This is a genomic window from Pedobacter terrae (assembly GCF_900100705.1).
GTDB classification, from domain to species: domain Bacteria; phylum Bacteroidota; class Bacteroidia; order Sphingobacteriales; family Sphingobacteriaceae; genus Pedobacter; species Pedobacter terrae.
The window spans coordinates 1-16,046 of the sequence record NZ_FNCH01000008.1; the positions used below are offsets into that span (position 1 = coordinate 1).

General features: G+C 37.4%; 17 protein-coding genes. 4 read left to right on the forward strand and 13 right to left on the reverse strand.

The annotated features are described in order from the left end of the window. Positions 1-227: 227 nt before the first annotated feature. From BLR60_RS11505 to glmM, 6 genes are all read right to left on the reverse strand, one after another. Complete coding sequence (locus tag BLR60_RS11505) at positions 228-1,232, reverse strand: cytochrome d ubiquinol oxidase subunit II (RefSeq protein ID WP_090500298.1); 1,005 nt, start codon at positions 1,230-1,232, stop codon at positions 228-230. Positions 1,233-1,344: 112 nt separating this feature from the next. Then, positions 1,345-2,664, reverse strand: a complete 1,320-nt coding sequence (locus BLR60_RS11510) for a cytochrome ubiquinol oxidase subunit I (protein WP_090499904.1) — start codon at positions 2,662-2,664, stop codon at positions 1,345-1,347. A 694-nt stretch (positions 2,665-3,358) separates the two neighbouring features. After that, complete coding sequence (locus tag BLR60_RS11515; protein WP_090499906.1) at positions 3,359-4,258, reverse strand: MBL fold metallo-hydrolase; 900 nt, start codon at positions 4,256-4,258, stop codon at positions 3,359-3,361. Between the two features lie 74 nt (positions 4,259-4,332). Further along, positions 4,333-4,536, reverse strand: a complete 204-nt coding sequence (locus BLR60_RS11520; RefSeq protein ID WP_090499908.1) for a hypothetical protein — start codon at positions 4,534-4,536, stop codon at positions 4,333-4,335. A gap of 900 nt (positions 4,537-5,436) precedes the next feature. Further along, the gene (locus BLR60_RS11530) at positions 5,437-6,585 is read right to left on the reverse strand and encodes a cysteine desulfurase family protein (protein WP_090499912.1); all 1,149 of its coding nucleotides are present in this window, start codon (positions 6,583-6,585) and stop codon (positions 5,437-5,439) included. A gap of 128 nt (positions 6,586-6,713) precedes the next feature. Beyond that, positions 6,714-8,099 carry a phosphoglucosamine mutase gene (gene glmM, locus BLR60_RS11535; protein WP_090499914.1) on the reverse strand — a complete coding sequence of 462 codons (1,386 nt, stop codon included), beginning with the start codon at positions 8,097-8,099 and terminating at the stop codon, positions 6,714-6,716. Positions 8,100-8,439: 340 nt separating this feature from the next. Here glmM and BLR60_RS11540 point away from each other — a divergent pair, with 340 nt between their 5' ends. From BLR60_RS11540 to BLR60_RS11555, 4 genes are all read left to right on the forward strand, one after another. After that, entirely contained in the window at positions 8,440-9,171 is a 732-nt protein-coding gene (locus tag BLR60_RS11540; protein WP_090499916.1) for a class I SAM-dependent methyltransferase, read from the forward strand. Then, complete coding sequence (locus BLR60_RS11545; protein ID WP_090499918.1) at positions 9,168-9,731, forward strand: phosphatase PAP2 family protein; 564 nt, start codon at positions 9,168-9,170, stop codon at positions 9,729-9,731. The genes BLR60_RS11540 and BLR60_RS11545 overlap by 4 nt, the downstream gene beginning before the upstream one ends. A 3-nt stretch (positions 9,732-9,734) precedes the next feature. After that, entirely contained in the window at positions 9,735-10,451 is a 717-nt protein-coding gene (locus BLR60_RS11550) for a ZIP family metal transporter (protein WP_090499919.1), read from the forward strand. A 153-nt stretch (positions 10,452-10,604) separates the two neighbouring features. Beyond that, positions 10,605-11,198: a Uma2 family endonuclease gene (locus BLR60_RS11555; protein ID WP_090499921.1), complete on the forward strand. Its 594-nt coding sequence runs from the start codon at positions 10,605-10,607 to the stop codon at positions 11,196-11,198. 75 nt (positions 11,199-11,273) lie between these two features. Here the strand turns inward: BLR60_RS11555 and BLR60_RS24840 are convergent, their stop codons facing one another. The 7 genes from BLR60_RS24840 to nusB all read right to left on the reverse strand — a co-directional run bounded on the left by BLR60_RS24840 (position 11,274) and on the right by nusB (position 16,009). After that, on the reverse strand, positions 11,274-11,420 hold the full coding sequence (locus BLR60_RS24840) for a C1orf53 family protein (protein ID WP_167354723.1): 147 nt from the start codon (positions 11,418-11,420) through the stop codon (positions 11,274-11,276). Between the two features lie 121 nt (positions 11,421-11,541). Beyond that, positions 11,542-12,486 carry an exonuclease gene (locus BLR60_RS11560; RefSeq protein WP_090499923.1) on the reverse strand — a complete coding sequence of 315 codons (945 nt, stop codon included), beginning with the start codon at positions 12,484-12,486 and terminating at the stop codon, positions 11,542-11,544. 45 nt (positions 12,487-12,531) lie between these two features. Next, positions 12,532-13,149: a dephospho-CoA kinase gene (gene coaE, locus BLR60_RS11565; protein ID WP_090499925.1), complete on the reverse strand. Its 618-nt coding sequence runs from the start codon at positions 13,147-13,149 to the stop codon at positions 12,532-12,534. Further along, positions 13,149-14,096: a YbbR-like domain-containing protein gene (locus tag BLR60_RS11570; RefSeq protein WP_244155641.1), complete on the reverse strand. Its 948-nt coding sequence runs from the start codon at positions 14,094-14,096 to the stop codon at positions 13,149-13,151. Before BLR60_RS11570 ends, coaE begins: the two co-directional genes overlap by 1 nt. Before the next feature lie 118 nt (positions 14,097-14,214). Next, positions 14,215-14,535 (reverse strand): preprotein translocase subunit YajC, encoded by a 321-nt coding sequence (gene yajC / locus BLR60_RS11575; protein ID WP_090499927.1) that lies wholly within the window; start codon positions 14,533-14,535, stop codon positions 14,215-14,217. Positions 14,536-14,597: 62 nt separating this feature from the next. Further along, on the reverse strand, positions 14,598-15,056 hold the full coding sequence (locus tag BLR60_RS11580) for a DUF1573 domain-containing protein (protein WP_090499929.1): 459 nt from the start codon (positions 15,054-15,056) through the stop codon (positions 14,598-14,600). A gap of 2 nt (positions 15,057-15,058) precedes the next feature. Next, entirely contained in the window at positions 15,059-16,009 is a 951-nt protein-coding gene (nusB, locus tag BLR60_RS11585; RefSeq protein WP_090499931.1) for a transcription antitermination factor NusB, read from the reverse strand. Between the last annotated feature and the right edge of the window lie 37 nt (positions 16,010-16,046).

Sequence of the window (16,046 nt, forward strand, 5' to 3'; positions counted from 1 at the left end):
TTCACCCTGCCTTTTATTTAAACGCTTACTAAGCTTTCTTCTTGTAAGATATTTGAAAGAAGAAAAATCAGTTTGATAAACCAAAGGAGATGACGATACCTTCTATTGAAATCTGCTATAACTTTGAGCGTCCGTCACCTGATCCGATAGCTATCGGATTTATTTCAGGGTCTTACTGCTGAATAGTTGCTGAAATAAATTCAGCAGGACGATCTTGCAAAAAATCTCTACTCCTCTCTTTTCTGAAACTTATAAAACAAATATCCCAAAAAGGGCAAAATCAATACACTTCCCAATAAAAGTGCTAAACCTAAACTGTAAATGGTTTTCTCTGGTCCGGCTGTTTCCAATAGCGAGATGGCATCTCCGCTCTTCAAACGGATAAAATTAGGAAAGTGGGCATAACTAATAGCCAAAAGGATCATCGTTACCTGGAAGCCCGCTAAAACGCGCAAAATCTTGGTTTTCCCTTTAATCAATAGGTACCATAACAATATCAGCGATAGACTTGCCAGAACAATGGCCGATAAACCTACATTACTTTTGAAAACCCAATCCATCAATGGAATTTTGTCGCGCTGTGCGGCAATAAACACCATTGCACCAAAAACAACTGCTGCCACATTCATAAACATGGCTTTTTTAATAAAACGACGTTTATCATGCGCTTCTGTTGTTTCGCCGATGAGATAAATGGCGGCGAGGAAACCGCAGAGTGAAACAGTAAAGAAACCTACAGCCACAGAAAACCAGTTTAACCAGCCCGAAATATAAGCTGTATAAAAATCAGTCGCCTGCGTATCAATATGACCAGAAATAAGACTTCCTGCAATAATTCCTAAAAATAAAGCAGTTACAAAGCTTGAATATCGAAATATCCGGTTGTATAACCATTGCATATCATCTTTTACGGCATCATAATGGCGAAATACGAAGGCCGTACCACGCGCTATAATCCCGATGAGCATAATGGCTAACGGGATATGCAGGTAAACCGACATGGTGGTATAAATAAGTGGAAAACCTACAAAAAGGATCACAATCGCAATGATCAGCCACATGTGGTTGGCCTCCCACACCGGACCAATAGCATGATACATGGTTTTGCGTGTTCTACTCCTATTTTTTGTGGAGGTAAAAAGCTCTATAATACCCGCACCAAAATCAGCCCCTCCCAATAAAAAGTAAAGCAGAATGGCCATGCATAAAAATGTGATTACTACTTGTTCCATCATTATTTTTTTTTGCCCCAGATTTGCACAGATAGCACAGATTTCAAAGAAGTTATGCAACATGCATCAAAATTCTCATCCGTATTCATCCTTTTTATCTGTGGTTAATTAATTATTTTGTTTCCTGATTATTATAGAGCACTGGCACCATTTTGATCTGCCGGTAAAGCAAAAACGTTACGATTATACTTAACGACACGTAAATGGCCGAGAAGATATAAAAGGAATACGCAATACCTGGCATTGGAGTTACCGCATCTTTAGTACGCATAACACCATAAATAATCCATGGCTGCCGGCCAACCTCTGTAACTACCCAACCAGCCTCCAAAGCGAGGTAACCTAGTGGTATGGCCACAACAAACAGTTTTAAAAGCCATCGCTTTTCTGTTAAAGGTTTCTTTTTTAAGAGAACGAAGAAGTAGGTTAATGATATTAGCAGTAATAATGTACCAATCCCAACCATTATCTGAAAAGCATAATGGGTGATGGCTACTGGTGGATGTTCATTTTCCGGAATCTGATCCAGCCCTTTAACTTCAGCTTTAAAATCGCCATGTGCCAGAAAACTCAATGCACCTGGAATTTTGATTGCACCTGTTACTGTTTTCTCTTTTTCATTTACAATACCGCCGATCAATAGCGGGGCTGGTTTTTCTGTCTTATATAATGCTTCCATCGCCGCTAGCTTTGCAGGTTGGCGCTTGGCAACATCTTTTGCAGAAATATCGCCACTCAAGGGCTGTAATAAAGCAGCGACGCAGGCAAATACAGCCGCTATTTTAAAGGCTTTTAAATGGAAATGGGCATTGCTGTTCCGCAAGATCATTAAAGCGTGTACGCCTGCCACAGCAAAGCCTGTCGCGGTAAATGCTGCTAAACACATGTGTAATGCCTGACTAAACCAGGCTTTATTGAACATGGCTTGTATAGGATCGATGTTAAGGTATTGTCCATTTACAAAATCGAAACCCGCCGGACTGTTCATCCAGGCATTGGCAGCAACTACCAATACGCCCGAAGCCAATCCGCTTACCCCTACTACCATGCCTGTAAACCAATGAAACCATTTATTTAACTTATTCCAGCCGTAAAGGAAAAACCCAAGGGCAATGGCTTCGATAAAAAAGGCTGTCCCTTCGAGTGAAAAAGGCATTCCGAATATTGGTCCGGCATGGTCCATAAATTTGGGCCATAGCAGGCCAAGTTCGAATGATAACATGGTACCCGATACCGCTCCTGTAGCGAAGAATATAGCCACACCTTTACTCCAGGCTTTGGTGAGGTTCCTATATACCTCATCATTTGTTTTAAGCCATTTATAGTGCGATACGGCCATAAAGAAAGGCATTACCATACCGATACAGGAAAAAATAATGTGGAAGCCTAATGATAAGGCCATTTGTGAGCGGGCTGCTATAAAATCATCCATGGGCTGTAGATTTGAATGGTAACAAATATAGTTGTTAATGATTAAAGCCTATGGTAATTCAATGACGTTGAAAGGATTATTTTAAATATAGAACGTTTATAAATTGAAAATAGATTTTGAAGGCTTTGCCACAGAGATACTTCATACTGGGAAAGTCATCCTGAGGAATAATTTATTGTATAAAAATCAATATAATGACGTATAATTGATTTCTTTTGCTATACACCATGGCCTTGCCTCGGCTCGCCGCAGCCGAAAGGCTCTTTCTTTTTGGCATCAAAAAGACCAGCGAAGCTAGCTTGAATGCCATTGAAAACATAAAAATACATGAGAAAACAAAAAATGCCGGCTGAAAATTTTCTTTTGAAGCCAGTTGTAAGGCCAGAGCATTGCAGGCCGAAAAATTTGTTAGGCCGGATTTAAGTAGAACGGAGGTGCCGTGCTAAGGCCTAGTTGGATGGAAATGCGAAACCAGTTAAAATGCTGATTAATAATTTTTTTGCGAAATAACGTCAATGGTAGAGGTTAGAATTTTCAAATACATCGGAGCATTGATAACAGATATACAAGGGCGTCATTTCGACCGCAGTGCCTGCCCGTACAGGCGGGGAGAAATCTTTTAAAATAGTTCAAAGATTTCTCCATTTCGCTGCACTTCAGTCGAAATGACGACTTTTATTTTGGAATATGAGAATTAAGCTCCCTTTAATTCATCATAAGCAGCAGTTAAGCTTCTTTCAATTCCTTCGCCCTTCCATTCAGGTGCATTTGGAATCGTAGTCGTTTTTAAAATGTCTTCTTTGCTTTTGCCAGCTTTAATTTCGCTACCTACAAAGGTTAAAAGGTTTTGAAGGTAAATTTGATAAGCTTTAATGTCGGTTTTATTTCCGGTTACTTTTTCCGGATCAAGGCTATGTCCCCAGATAAATAAAGTATCGTTATCAAACTGGTTCTGGATCTTATCTAAAGCCGTAATCCAATTGCCAATATGTGCACCATTTTCCCTATCAATATATGGAAATTTACGGTTGAATACCAGATCGCCTACATGCACAATGTTGGCATTTTCGAAATGATAAACCGCATCACCATTGGTGTGACCTGAGCCATAGTAGTAAGCTTTTATACTTTCATCGCCTACTTTAGCACTCCATTTAGTACCAAAAGTAGTGTCGGGCAGTAGTTGTTTATCTAAGTTATTTGCTTTCTCTGCTCCTCTTTTTTGGTTTACCAGTGAATTTTGGTGAGCAACCACTTTTTCAGCCAATCCTTTAAAAGAAATATTTCCCGCTGTATGATCGCCATGGTGATGTGTATTGATCAGGTATTTAAAAGGTTTTTCACCTAATTTTTTCAACTCATCAATCACATGAGGTGCCGTGGTTGGAAATTGCGCATCTACTACTACAAAACCGCTACTCGAATTTAACCAGCCAATAGTCCCACCCTGCTCAGTAAATATACCTACATTATTACGAAGTGGCTTAAAATTATAAACGCGCAATAACTCTTGCTGTGCAAAAACATCTGTTTTATAAATTGAAAGCAAGGCCATAGCAAGTGCCGAATTTTTAATAAAATTTCTTCTTTCCATTTGATATTAAGCTAAAAAACCACAGCAAATGCTGTGGTTTAAATTTAATGATTTAAATGCTGAAATAATAACGATTATATTCCTGCACCTGGCGTAGTACCTGGCTCATGCCCTGGACCAAATGAGTTATTCTTACGATCTTTATCTTTGTTAAACAGATTGGTAGCTACTTTAGATGACTTATTTTCATCTAAATTTCTATCTTCTTTAATATCTTCTGCTGTTTTATCCAGTAAATCGTTCTCAACAACTTTACCTTGTTCTTTATTTGTTTCCATAATATTTGCAATTTGATATACAATAGGAACAAGCGAAAAATAAGATTGTTTTTAATAGTTGTTTTTGGAATGGCTTTTGGCGATTTAAATGCTGGTGACTCACATCCAAAACAGATGATGTTATGGTTGAGGAGCCACCAAACAAGAAAATGGAAATGACGTACACATTTAAAACATCGCCCCTGGTAATTTCCCTAATTCATGAATATTCCCGAAAGAATGAAACTTCCTTTTATGAATTTTATTGAAATGGTTTGATGATTCGAATGAAAATGGATTAAGGATAAACTTGTAAATGTGTTTCCTTTCTTCATTTTGTTCGGATTTAGCGTTTTCCTGATGCTGATTGTTGCGATTTGTTTCCATGATGATATAAATTATTGAAAACCTGGCGGCTTTCAGGGTTAACAATTTTAATACCTGATAAAAAGCTTTTTAAAATTTGCCTAACCTTATACCATGGGGTGTTTGATAAGGTTTCTTACTGGAACGATAGGGTTAAATGGCCTAGAGTGCCTTATATTACGTTTAATTAAATATAGACTTAATTTTTGAGTTTTGCAAGTTATTTTTTGTGAGGCGGTGTGTTTAACAGTAGCTTTTTTTTTAAAAAAATCATTTTTTAGAAATCAGGTTCAGCATTGCTTAGGTTGGCACAGTCCTGCTCTCCACTTTACTACGCTTTGCTCCGTGTTCGTTCCGATCAGGTTTAGGTGGCACGGCCAGGAATACTATTTGGGGTTGCAGGGAGCGCATCCAATGTTTGGTGGCGCACCAAACACGATAGGGGTTCACCAAACGATTAGTAAGCTGCATCTGCTTTTCTAAAAACATCATTAAAATTTTGTTCACAAAAAAAGTCCCGACTTACACCGGGACTTCTTATTTGGCTTACGCTATTTATGCCAATGCGTTTTGTTTCACTACCATTTTAACTTTTTCGATTACATAATCCAAATCCTCTTTAGTAGTATATTTACTAAATGAAAAACGTACTGAAGGACGGTTTGGATCGGCATTGATACCATTTAACACGTGCGATCCAATGTTAGAACCTGATGAACAGGCACTACCGCCAGAAGCGCAGATCCCGTTGATATCCAAATTGAACAATAACATATCGGCCATGTCCATTTCCGGGAAAGAAACATTTAGCACAGTATAAAGACTTTTATCGGCATCGGTTTCGCCATTAAAAGCAATTCCAGGGATTTCGGTAATCAACTGTGTTTTTAAATAATCCTTTAAGCCCTGAATATAAGATTGATGCTGCTCCATTTCTGCATAAGCAATTTCCAGAGCCTTCGCTAGGCCTACAATGCCATATACATTTTCGGTACCACCACGCATATTGCGCTCCTGAGCACCGCCATAAATCATTGGCGGAATTTTAATATTGCTGTTTACATATAAAAAGCCAACACCCTTTGGTCCGTGGAGCTTGTGTGCAGCACAAACAATAAAATGCGCTTTCAGTTCTCGTACGTTATGCGGATAATGGCCCATGGTCTGAACGGTATCAGCATGATAGATGGCATTATATTTCTCGCAGATATCGCCAACTTTCACCATATCGGTCAAAGTGCCTAACTCATTATTGGCATGCATCAGCGAAACGAAAGTACGTTCGTTATTTTGAAGCAACACTTCTAAATGGTTGTAATCGATATTTCCTTTTTCATCAATATTAACGAAACTCAACTTATCAATTTCACCATTTTTAAGCATAGTATTTAAAGTATGTTCAACGGCATGATGTTCTATTTTTGAAGTGATGGCATGTTTGATGCCATAGGCTGAAATGCCGCAACGGATAGCGGTGTTATCAGCCTCAGTGCCTCCGGAAGTAAAAAATATCTCAGATGGAGATGCATTTAGCAGGCCAGAAACAGTTTTACGGGCCTTCTCTACCAGCGTTCTCACTTCACGGCCAAGTGCATGAATGGCAGATGGATTACCAAAATAGTTTTCCATCACGTTTGTCATTTCTGCGATTACTGCTGCATCTAAAGGCGTTGTGGCCGCGTTATCTAAATAGACCCTTTTCATTTCTATGAATATTTAAAAGTTAGTGTTGCAAAGATGCCTGGTTAAGGGCAGCTTTGTTTAATGTTCTGGATTAATACAATGATTAAACCCTGAACAGTTATGCTTGATCCCAGAATCCGTTTTAGAGATTAAAGGTGTAATATTTCTTTAATATCGGAAATAATTTTGTTCGCCAAATTTTCGGCAATGGTTTCATTTTCTGCCTCACTGTAAATCCTGATGATTGGTTCGGTATTAGAGCGGCGCAAATGTACCCAGGTTTTATCAAATTCTATCTTCAAACCATCAATGGTGCTGTAGGGCTGATTTTTATATTTCTCTTCTACCTGTTTCAATAAATGATCGATATCCATTTCTGGCGTAAGGGTAATCTTATTTTTAGAAATGTGGTATTGGGGATAGCTTGCACGAAGTACTGAAATAGATTTACCAAATTTAGCTAAATGCGTTAAAAATAGGGCAATACCAACCAAGGCATCTCTACCGTAATGCGATTCAGGATAAATGATACCACCGTTTCCTTCCCCACCAATAATGGCATTGGTCGCTTTCATTTTGTTTACCACATTTACCTCGCCCACAGCCGAAGCATTATAGGCTGAACCTGCTTTTTCGGTTACATCGCGTAAAGCACGGGTTGATGAAAGATTTGAAACTGTATTTCCTGGAGTGTTTTTTAATACATAATCGGCTACCGCTACTAGAGTATACTCTTCACCGAACATGCTGCCGTCTTCATTCACAAAACATAAACGGTCAACATCAGGATCTACCACAATACCCAAATCAGCATTTTGTTTCTGAACTTCTTTTGATATTTCTGTCAGGTTTTCGGGCAGTGGTTCAGGATTATGCGGGAAATGCCCATCTGGCGTGCAATATAATTCTACTACTTTACTTACACCTAAGGCTTTTAATAAAGCTGGTATAAAAATACCGCCCGTAGAATTTACACAATCAATTACAACTTTAAAATCAGCTTTTTTAATCGCTTCCACATCAACCAATGGCAGGGCCAAAACCTTATCGATATGTTTTTGCAGGTAAGTATCATTTTTGATTACTTTACCTAGTTTATCTACCTCTGCGAAATCAAAATCAGCACTTTCTGCTAAATCTAAAACTTCTTTACCGTCAGCATCACTAATAAATTCTCCACTTGCATTTAATAACTTCAAAGCATTCCATTGCTTAGGGTTATGGCTGGCGGTTAAAATAATACCACCTCCGGCATTTTCATCAGGAACGGCTACTTCAACAGTTGGCGTGGTTGATAAGCCTAAATCGATTACTTCGATACCAAGGCCTTGTAAGGTTCCCATAACCAGATTATTCACCATCTGGCCCGAAATCCTGGCATCGCGTCCCAATACTATTCTTTTATTGCCTGTTTTGTTCACCACCCAGCTACCAAAGGCCGCTGTAAATTTCACAATATCAAATGGTGTTAAGCCGTTTCCAACACTTCCGCCAATGGTTCCCCGTATTCCTGAAATCGATTTTATTAGAGTCACTTCTTATAATTATTTGAGGTCCAAAAATAAGAAAAAAAACAAGATAGCTGTTATTTAAACCGAGCTGCAGGCATTAAATTACATAGTTTTTATATCTACCTATACGATCAATTTTATAGAACAGTGTTAAGCCCCAAAACTAAATGTGTGTTTATTTAAATGTGTGCTTGATTTTTATAAATAATCTTTTCCAACTTTTACGTAAGAAGTTGATTTGCTTGCAATAAAAAATCAATTCATAATATTCTTGCAACTTTATTGCATAAAAGCACATTCTACCTTTACTAGCGATTGTAAAACCTTATATTTGCATCTTTTTAAAGATACAAACGGCTTTTATATGCAACGCAAGTGGTTTCAATATTGGTTCAATTCGCCATATTATCATATTCTTTACCAACAGAGAAATGATGCTGAAGCCGAATTTTTTATTGATAAGCTTACCGCCTTTTTAAATCCTAAAGCTGATGTTAAAATGCTCGATATTGCCTGTGGGAAAGGACGGCATTCTATTTACCTGAATAAAAAAGGCTTCGATGTTACGGGCATAGATTTATCTGAACAAAGCATAAAGTACGCTAAGCAATTCGAAAACAGCAAATTACACTTCCTTGTTCATGATATGCGCAAGTTGTTTTACATCAATTATTTTGATGTAGCTTTAAATCTCTTTACCAGTTTTGGTTATTTTGATACCGAAAAAGACCACGTAAATGCGCTTAAAACTTTTCGCAAGTGTTTAACCGCAGAGGGTATTTTGGTGCTGGATTATTTCAATACCGAGAAAATCATCCGCAATTTAAATTCCTGTGAAACAAAATCACTGGATGACATCACTTTTCACATCACTAAAAATGTTATCGATGGGAAAATTATTAAAAAGATCAATTTCGAAGATAAACACAAAGTATATCACTTTGAAGAGCGTGTGCAGGCTTTTAGTTTTGAAGACTTTGAACGCATGTTGGGCAAAGCAGGGATGGTTATCGAAAAAACCTTCGGCAATTACGACTTAGCTGATTTCGACAAAAGCAGTTCAGACCGGTTAATTTTAATCTGTAAAAAAGCATGATAGAAAGCATACAGCAGTTTGATGTAGAATTGTTTTTGAAAATCCACCGCGGACTTTCAAACGGCTTTTTTGACTGGCTGATGCCGCTTATGCGCAACCGTTTCTTCTGGTCGCCACTTTACCTTTTTATTGTTGTTTTTTGCATCAAACAGTATAAAAAACAAGGTTATTATATCATCGGAATGGCACTGTTTACCTTCGCCATGGGCGATTTAATTGCCTCGAGACTTGTAAAACCCTGGGTATCGCGTGTGCGGCCTTGCAATGATTTAAGTTTAGCCAACGATATTATTCATCGCGTACCTTGTGGAAGCGGTTTGAGTTTTCCATCCGCGCACGCTACCAATCATTTTGCTATAGCTGTTTTTTTAATCTGCATTTTTTACAGCAGATGGAAACCTATTTTACCAATTGGCCTCTTTTGGGCTTTTATCATCAGTTTTGCTCAGGTGTATGTTGGCGTTCATTACCCTGTTGATGTAACTATCGGTGCCTTACTAGGCATAACAATAGGCATGATCTGTTCGAGAATATTTAAAAAATTACAACCTGATTTTTAACCTATGGAAATCTGGAAACTTTGCGTACTCTTTTTCTGTGCCTTTTTAGGCGGAACCGCTATCTTTTTGGTTAAAAGTGATAAATCTAAATTACTTAAACTGATTTTATCTTTCAGCGGGGCCTATTTATTCGCCATAACCGTTTTACATTTAATTCCGGATGCTTATAGCGGACCGGACAAATGGCAGATTGGCATTTTTATCCTGATTGGTTTCTTATTTCAAATCTTCCTGGAACAGTTTTCAGAAGGTGTAGAACACGGTCATATCCATAAACATCACGATGGGCATGTATTTCCTTTTGGAATTATGATCAGCCTGTGTTTACATGCTTTTTTAGAAGGGATGCCACTAGCTAAAGAACAGCATAACGAATTGATTTTTGGCATTTCATTACACCATATCCCCGCTGCTTTTGCATTGGCGAGTATATTGATGCAAAATCACTTTAAAAAAGGAAGCATTATATTTTATCTTATTTTGTTTGCCATTATGGCTCCTCTTGGCTTTTATGTAAGTGTTGGGTTAAGCAACGGGACCATAGGTGGTTTAGATGCCTATTTTAATAAGATTATGGGGATTGTTATCGGTATCTTCCTACATATCTCTACTACGATCCTATTCGAATCAAGCGCTGATCATAAAATCAATACCCGCAAAATGATAGCCGTTTTACTGGGAATTGGTGTCGCATTAATCGGTTTTTTTACCGGGCACTAGTTCAGTTTTCAGTTGGCAGTTTTCGGTTGGCAGTTTTCGGTTAATATTTAGCAGTTTTCAGTTGGCATTTAAACAATTAATCCTCTAGCCGTATTAAACGTTTAAATCGTTTATTTATTTAACATTTATGAAAAAACATCCATAAATTTAAATATGGATGAAATTGTAAATGAACCCGCCGTCGCTTATCAAAAAAGACATTACTCTATTGAGGAATACCTGGAGATGGAAAAAGCGTCTATGGTGAAACATGAGTACTATCAAGGTGAGATATTTGCCATGTCTGGTGCCGGAGAGAACCATAATGAAATTTTCAGTAATGTTTTTGTGGAAATAGGCAGCAAACTTAAAGGCAAGCCTTGCAGGCCTTATGGAAGTGATAAACGAATGAACATTCCCGAGAATACATTGTTTACCTATCCGGATATTTCCATTTATTGCAATGGTTTAACACATAGCGATCTTGATGAAGATACCTCCATTTTACCAACTGCAATTATTGAAATCCTTTCTCCTTCAACCAAAAATTACGACAGAAATAAAAAATTTAATTTGTATAAAGATATTCCATCTTTAAAAGAATACATTATGATCGATTCGGAATCTATTTCTGTGCAGGCATATTACATTAATGAAGAAAAAAAGTGGATACTGAGGGAGCATAAAGATATTTCTGATACTTTGACCTTTGTTTCGATGGGATTTGATATGGCACTAAGCGATATTTACTATTATGTTCGCTTTTGAGATAAATTTTTGATTTATCAACGCCTAACGGCAACCTATTTACAGCTCATTGGCAACTGGAAACTCTCAACTGATTTACTTTTTCGCTTTCTTCTTGCCGTAACTCCAAGGACAATGTTTGCATTTATTTTTACAACAATAACCACGTTTTAAATGGTAAGCTTCAGTAAAAACCATTAATCCATCTTCGTTAAAATAAAAATCTTCGCCTTGTTTTAACATAATTATTGAATGACAGAATCTTGAATGAGTGAATTATATGGTTGAATATTAAATGAGGAAATGTTTTTAATCATTTTCTTTATCGCCTCATTCAATCATTCTCTAACCCTATCATTCACTTTTAACCATTTAATATTTTAACCTCCAGTTTATCTTTAAAATAGTCTTTAAGCAGCTTACCATCACCATGTAAAGTCCATACCTGCTTTGGATGAACCTGCTCTATGGTTTTTAGAATTGCGTCCCAATCGGCATGGTCAGAAATGTAAAGTGAAATCCCGTTTTGCTGTTGCAGGTTCTTCCACCCGGAGGCAAAGGCACGTACTACATTAATGGCTTTATGGTAACTGTGAAATACCATTGGCGGCACAATATAAACCTGATGCTCGTGGTTATTTTTCATCACCTTTCTATCATACATTTTGTAGTTTCCTACTTTCACACCATAATCTTCATAGATTTTAACAAAAGGCATGATACTATGGTGAACCATAACATTCTTAGTAGGACAATGCTCGTTAAGCAACTGAATAATTCGCTGGCTTTTGCCCAACGCATACGCACCCAGCATGATATTCGCATTGGTTTCGTTAAGCTTTTCAATTTCTGTTACAGGAGAAGGATGTTTGGTTTCCGGATTAGCAAAAGTGCTTTCTGTAATTAAAACATCAGCTTCTACAAATTCAAATGGCTCACAAGTATTATCCGGCTCGATCTTATAATCACCCGTATAAAGATATTTCACCCCCTTATATTCCATTAGTACCTGAGCGGAGCCCAAAATATGTCCCGCAGAATAAAAAGTAATGGTAACTTCTTTTATTTTGAAAGATTCATGATAACTTTTGGTAAAAAAATCAACCGCTGCAAATTTACGGTACCGGTGTTTCATAAAAGTTGCAGTAGCAGCAGTACAATATACATTCTGACTTCCACCGATGGCATGATCGCCATGTGCGTGCGAAACCACGGCTTCTTTAACCGGCTGTTGCGGATCGAGGTAAAAATCGCCGTAAATACAATATAAACCGGTTGGGGTAACCGTGATAAAATCTGCTAAAATCATATTAGAATGAAGTGATTTAAGGATGATACGATTGGAGAGAGATAATTATAGATTGACTGGCTTATGAGTCTCAGCGGCCTTTAAAAATTGCTGATGCAAGGTCAATACCTGCTCGATGATGGACTGTTGTTCATCATTTACGATAAAATGATTGGCTAGTTTCGCTTTCTCTTCGTCATTAAGCTGTTTACCCATGCGGGCTTTAACCTGTTCTGCCGAAACCTCATCGCGTTGCATTACCCTTTTCAGCTTAAGTTCATACGGTGCAGTAACCAGGATAGTGGTATCACACATCTTATAAGAACCACTTTCGAAGAGCAGGGCGGCTTCTTTAAGTGTATAAGGGACATTTTGAGGTATAGTTTCTTCCCAGGCATCAAATGCCCTAAAAACTGCCGGATGAACCAATGCATTTAATTTAGCCAGCGCTTCTTCATTATTAAAAACAATACCTGCAATATGTTTATTGTTCAGTTTTCCATCTTCAAAATAACTTTCCTTTCCGAAAGCCGACTTGATTCCTGCTACCAATACAATATCTTTGATCATGATTTCTTTGGCAACCGTATCAGCATAAAACACTGGAATACCCAATACTTCAAAAACCTTACAAGCCGTTGTTTTGCCACTTCCAATACCACCTGTTATACCTACTTTATACATTATTTATCTACAATGAAATCTATTTTAGACGGGCTTACGTTTACCAGCTTACAATAATCCGGAAATTCTGTGATCTTGACCGTAAACTGATGGTGCCCTAAATTTCTCCATTCATCAACATCAATAGTTGCGGTGATAAAGCTTTCATCAACCTGATCGTAATTACTCAAAGCAACCAAAAACGTAACTTTAACTTTTTTTGGATAAAGTTTAATGCTGTTATAGCTTCGATTATTGGTAATTTTTAAAGGTACCTCGATGGTTTTCTCCGTAAATTCATCTACAGAGAGCTTAACTTCAACAGATGAAGGGTAAATGCTTACATTTTTATGAATGCTGTGCTGTAAAGCCACCCGTGTAGTAATACTGCTTTGTATTTTATCCTGTTTAAGCGTATCGGTCGGCCAAAATGTTATTTTAGAAAGCTCTTCTAAAGGCCCGGCAACCTTTACATAGTTAGGATTAAGGATAACATCGCTAGACATACCATATTGTTTTGCAAAACCCAATTTATCAATCAGTTTTACCGGAACTTTTTTTACGACGCGTTTAGTAAAATCGAAATATAGGGTGTCGGGTTTAACAGAAATTACCTTTTGTGTACTTTCTAACTGCCTGTTGATATTAAAAAGCTGATCAGAGAAAACGATAAAATCTTTGGTATTCAGCTGACTCAGGTTAACAGAAACAGAAGGTGGGCTGATTCTTAAACGGGCAAAAAGCAGTTGCCAGCCGGTTCCTTCTACCTGTAAATCTATCGTATCAGACTGTAAAGGATAAAAAGCTCTTTTGGTGGGACTATTTTTAAAAACCAATACCGTTTTGGCCACATAAACATACTTATTATTTAATGCCATAAAAAGCCATGCAGCTATAGCCAGCAACAGGCAGGCGAATAAGCTGAATACACGTCTTTTTTCAATCTTCGTTAAGGTAATGAAGGGCATAATAAATTAAATATGAACTGTAAGCCGGAAATATTATCCGAAATGCATTTAATCAAATGTAATAAAACAAAAACAGTCCCGAAAGTTTTCGGGACTGCACTTAAATTTTATTAATTTATTAGGCTTTAGGCGCTACTACTGCTTTGGTTGCATCTAAAGAAACTGCCGATTTATCGAAACGGATTTTCACACCACCTTCAACTTCAATTAAAAAAGTAGTATCATTCATATCTGCAATACGGCCGTGAATACCAGCTGTTGTTACGATTTTATCTCCTTTTTTTAATTCTTCAACCAATTTTTTGTGGTCTTTAGCTTTTTTAACTTGCGGACGGATCATGAAAAAGTAGAAAACTACCATGATCAGTACCATTGGTACAATTGTAGTTAGCATGTTACTACCACCTGCTGCTGCCTGTAATATTACTGTTGATGTCATTTCTTATTTATTTGTTTTTATGAATTTTGATCATTATGGACGTGCCATAAAAACCGAAGCATTTATTTTTTTTCCAGCACCTCTCCTACCAAATGAACAGTGCTTACCGTTGGATTGGCATTTGATGTTACCGTTATGACCTTATCTTGCATGCCCATTTTGCCTTCGCTATTGAAAACCACGCTGATTACCCCTTCTTTACCTGGCAAAATAGGTTCGCCTGGTACCTGTGGAATAGTGCAGCCACAAGTTGCCGTTGCATTGGAAACGATGAGTGGACTCTTACCTGTATTTTTAAATTTGAAATCGTGCTTAACTTTTTCGCCTTGCGTTAATTTACCGAAATCGAAAATATCGCGTTCGAAAACGATAACAGGTGCATCTGCCGGGGCAACTTTAGCTGTTTTTGATGTATCATTACCGACTGAAACAGCTGAAGCAGTTTCGCTGGTTTGATTATTTGCATTACGACATGCTACAAATGAAAGTGCAGCAATAGCCAGGATAAAAGTTCTTTTCATTTTTAATCTTCGATTAATCCGCGACCGATCTTTTTAATGGTGTTGTTTTTCTTCAGATCGCCTAAAATTTTGTCTAAAATACCGTTAATAAATGAATTACTTTTCGGTGTACTGTAATCTTTTGATAACTCCAAATACTCGTTAATGGTTACTTTAACCGGGATAGATGGAAAGTTTAACAGCTCGCAAATGGCCATTTTCATTAAAATAGTATCCATTAATGCAATACGTTCCGATTCCCAGTTTTTAGTCCGGTCAGCAATCATTTCCTGATATTTTGCATCGTTCTGCAAAGTATGAACAAATAAATCCTGAACGAATTTGCTATCCTCAACCCAATCAGCACTAATTTCGGTCAGTTTATTTTTGAAGGGATCTTCGAAGGTAAAGTTTTTTAAGGTTTTGGCGACCATACCCTTCATCACTTCATGATCTACCTGCCAATTGATGAATTTCTCTTCAAAAACCTGAATAATAGCCTGGTTTTTTAGGATAATTTTACGGAAAATGTATTTGATGATATCTTTTGATGATTCTAAACTTTCGTTCGGATCGGCCAGATAATCGGCATATTCTTTTGATGCTTTTAAAGAGTTGTAAACAGTTTTACGGATTTCCGGATCGAAACCCCAGTCTACTTTGTATTTTTTAATTGCAGAAACATATTCGGGATTTTGCTGCAATAAAACGCTAAACTTATTGTGTAGCAATTTCATGTTGGGATTAATATCCTCTGCTGTTTTAATAAACTTATTTGCGCGCTCTGCGGCGTCGTTAGCAGTAAATTCGGTAACTTCTACCATTAAAGATAACATCCAGATGTACATTTCGTACACGCTATCGATGCTCTGCATTAAAGTTTTCAAATCACCTTTAATGTCTTTTTTGTCTGCCATGTGCCAAGCAAAAATATTTTGCAAAGCTTTGATTCTTAAGTGCCTTCTGTTTAACATGAATGTAAGAACGAGTGTGGTTATTTAAAACCTGTTT

Bases quoted from the DNA above. Each gene is read 5' to 3' on its own strand.
- BLR60_RS11505 (WP_090500298.1), bottom strand. From the start codon at position 1,232: ATGGAACAAGTAGTAATCACATTTTTATGCATGGCCATTCTGCTTTAC.
- BLR60_RS11510 (WP_090499904.1), bottom strand. From the start codon at position 2,664: ATGGATGATTTTATAGCAGCCCGCTCACAAATGGCCTTATCATTAGGC.
- BLR60_RS11515 (WP_090499906.1), bottom strand. From the start codon at position 4,258: ATGGAAAGAAGAAATTTTATTAAAAATTCGGCACTTGCTATGGCCTTG.
- BLR60_RS11520 (WP_090499908.1), bottom strand. From the start codon at position 4,536: ATGGAAACAAATAAAGAACAAGGTAAAGTTGTTGAGAACGATTTACTG.
- BLR60_RS11530 (WP_090499912.1), bottom strand. From the start codon at position 6,585: ATGAAAAGGGTCTATTTAGATAACGCGGCCACAACGCCTTTAGATGCA.
- BLR60_RS11540 (WP_090499916.1), top strand. From the start codon at position 8,440: ATGCAACGCAAGTGGTTTCAATATTGGTTCAATTCGCCATATTATCAT.
- BLR60_RS11545 (WP_090499918.1), top strand. From the start codon at position 9,168: ATGATAGAAAGCATACAGCAGTTTGATGTAGAATTGTTTTTGAAAATC.
- BLR60_RS11550 (WP_090499919.1), top strand. From the start codon at position 9,735: ATGGAAATCTGGAAACTTTGCGTACTCTTTTTCTGTGCCTTTTTAGGC.
- BLR60_RS11555 (WP_090499921.1), top strand. From the start codon at position 10,605: ATGGATGAAATTGTAAATGAACCCGCCGTCGCTTATCAAAAAAGACAT.
- BLR60_RS24840 (WP_167354723.1), bottom strand. From the start codon at position 11,420: ATGTTAAAACAAGGCGAAGATTTTTATTTTAACGAAGATGGATTAATG.
- BLR60_RS11560 (WP_090499923.1), bottom strand. From the start codon at position 12,486: ATGATTTTAGCAGATTTTATCACGGTTACCCCAACCGGTTTATATTGT.
- coaE (WP_090499925.1), bottom strand. From the start codon at position 13,149: ATGTATAAAGTAGGTATAACAGGTGGTATTGGAAGTGGCAAAACAACG.
- BLR60_RS11570 (WP_244155641.1), bottom strand. From the start codon at position 14,096: ATGCCCTTCATTACCTTAACGAAGATTGAAAAAAGACGTGTATTCAGC.
- yajC (WP_090499927.1), bottom strand. From the start codon at position 14,535: ATGACATCAACAGTAATATTACAGGCAGCAGCAGGTGGTAGTAACATG.
- BLR60_RS11580 (WP_090499929.1), bottom strand. From the start codon at position 15,056: ATGAAAAGAACTTTTATCCTGGCTATTGCTGCACTTTCATTTGTAGCA.
- nusB (WP_090499931.1), bottom strand. From the start codon at position 16,009: ATGTTAAACAGAAGGCACTTAAGAATCAAAGCTTTGCAAAATATTTTT.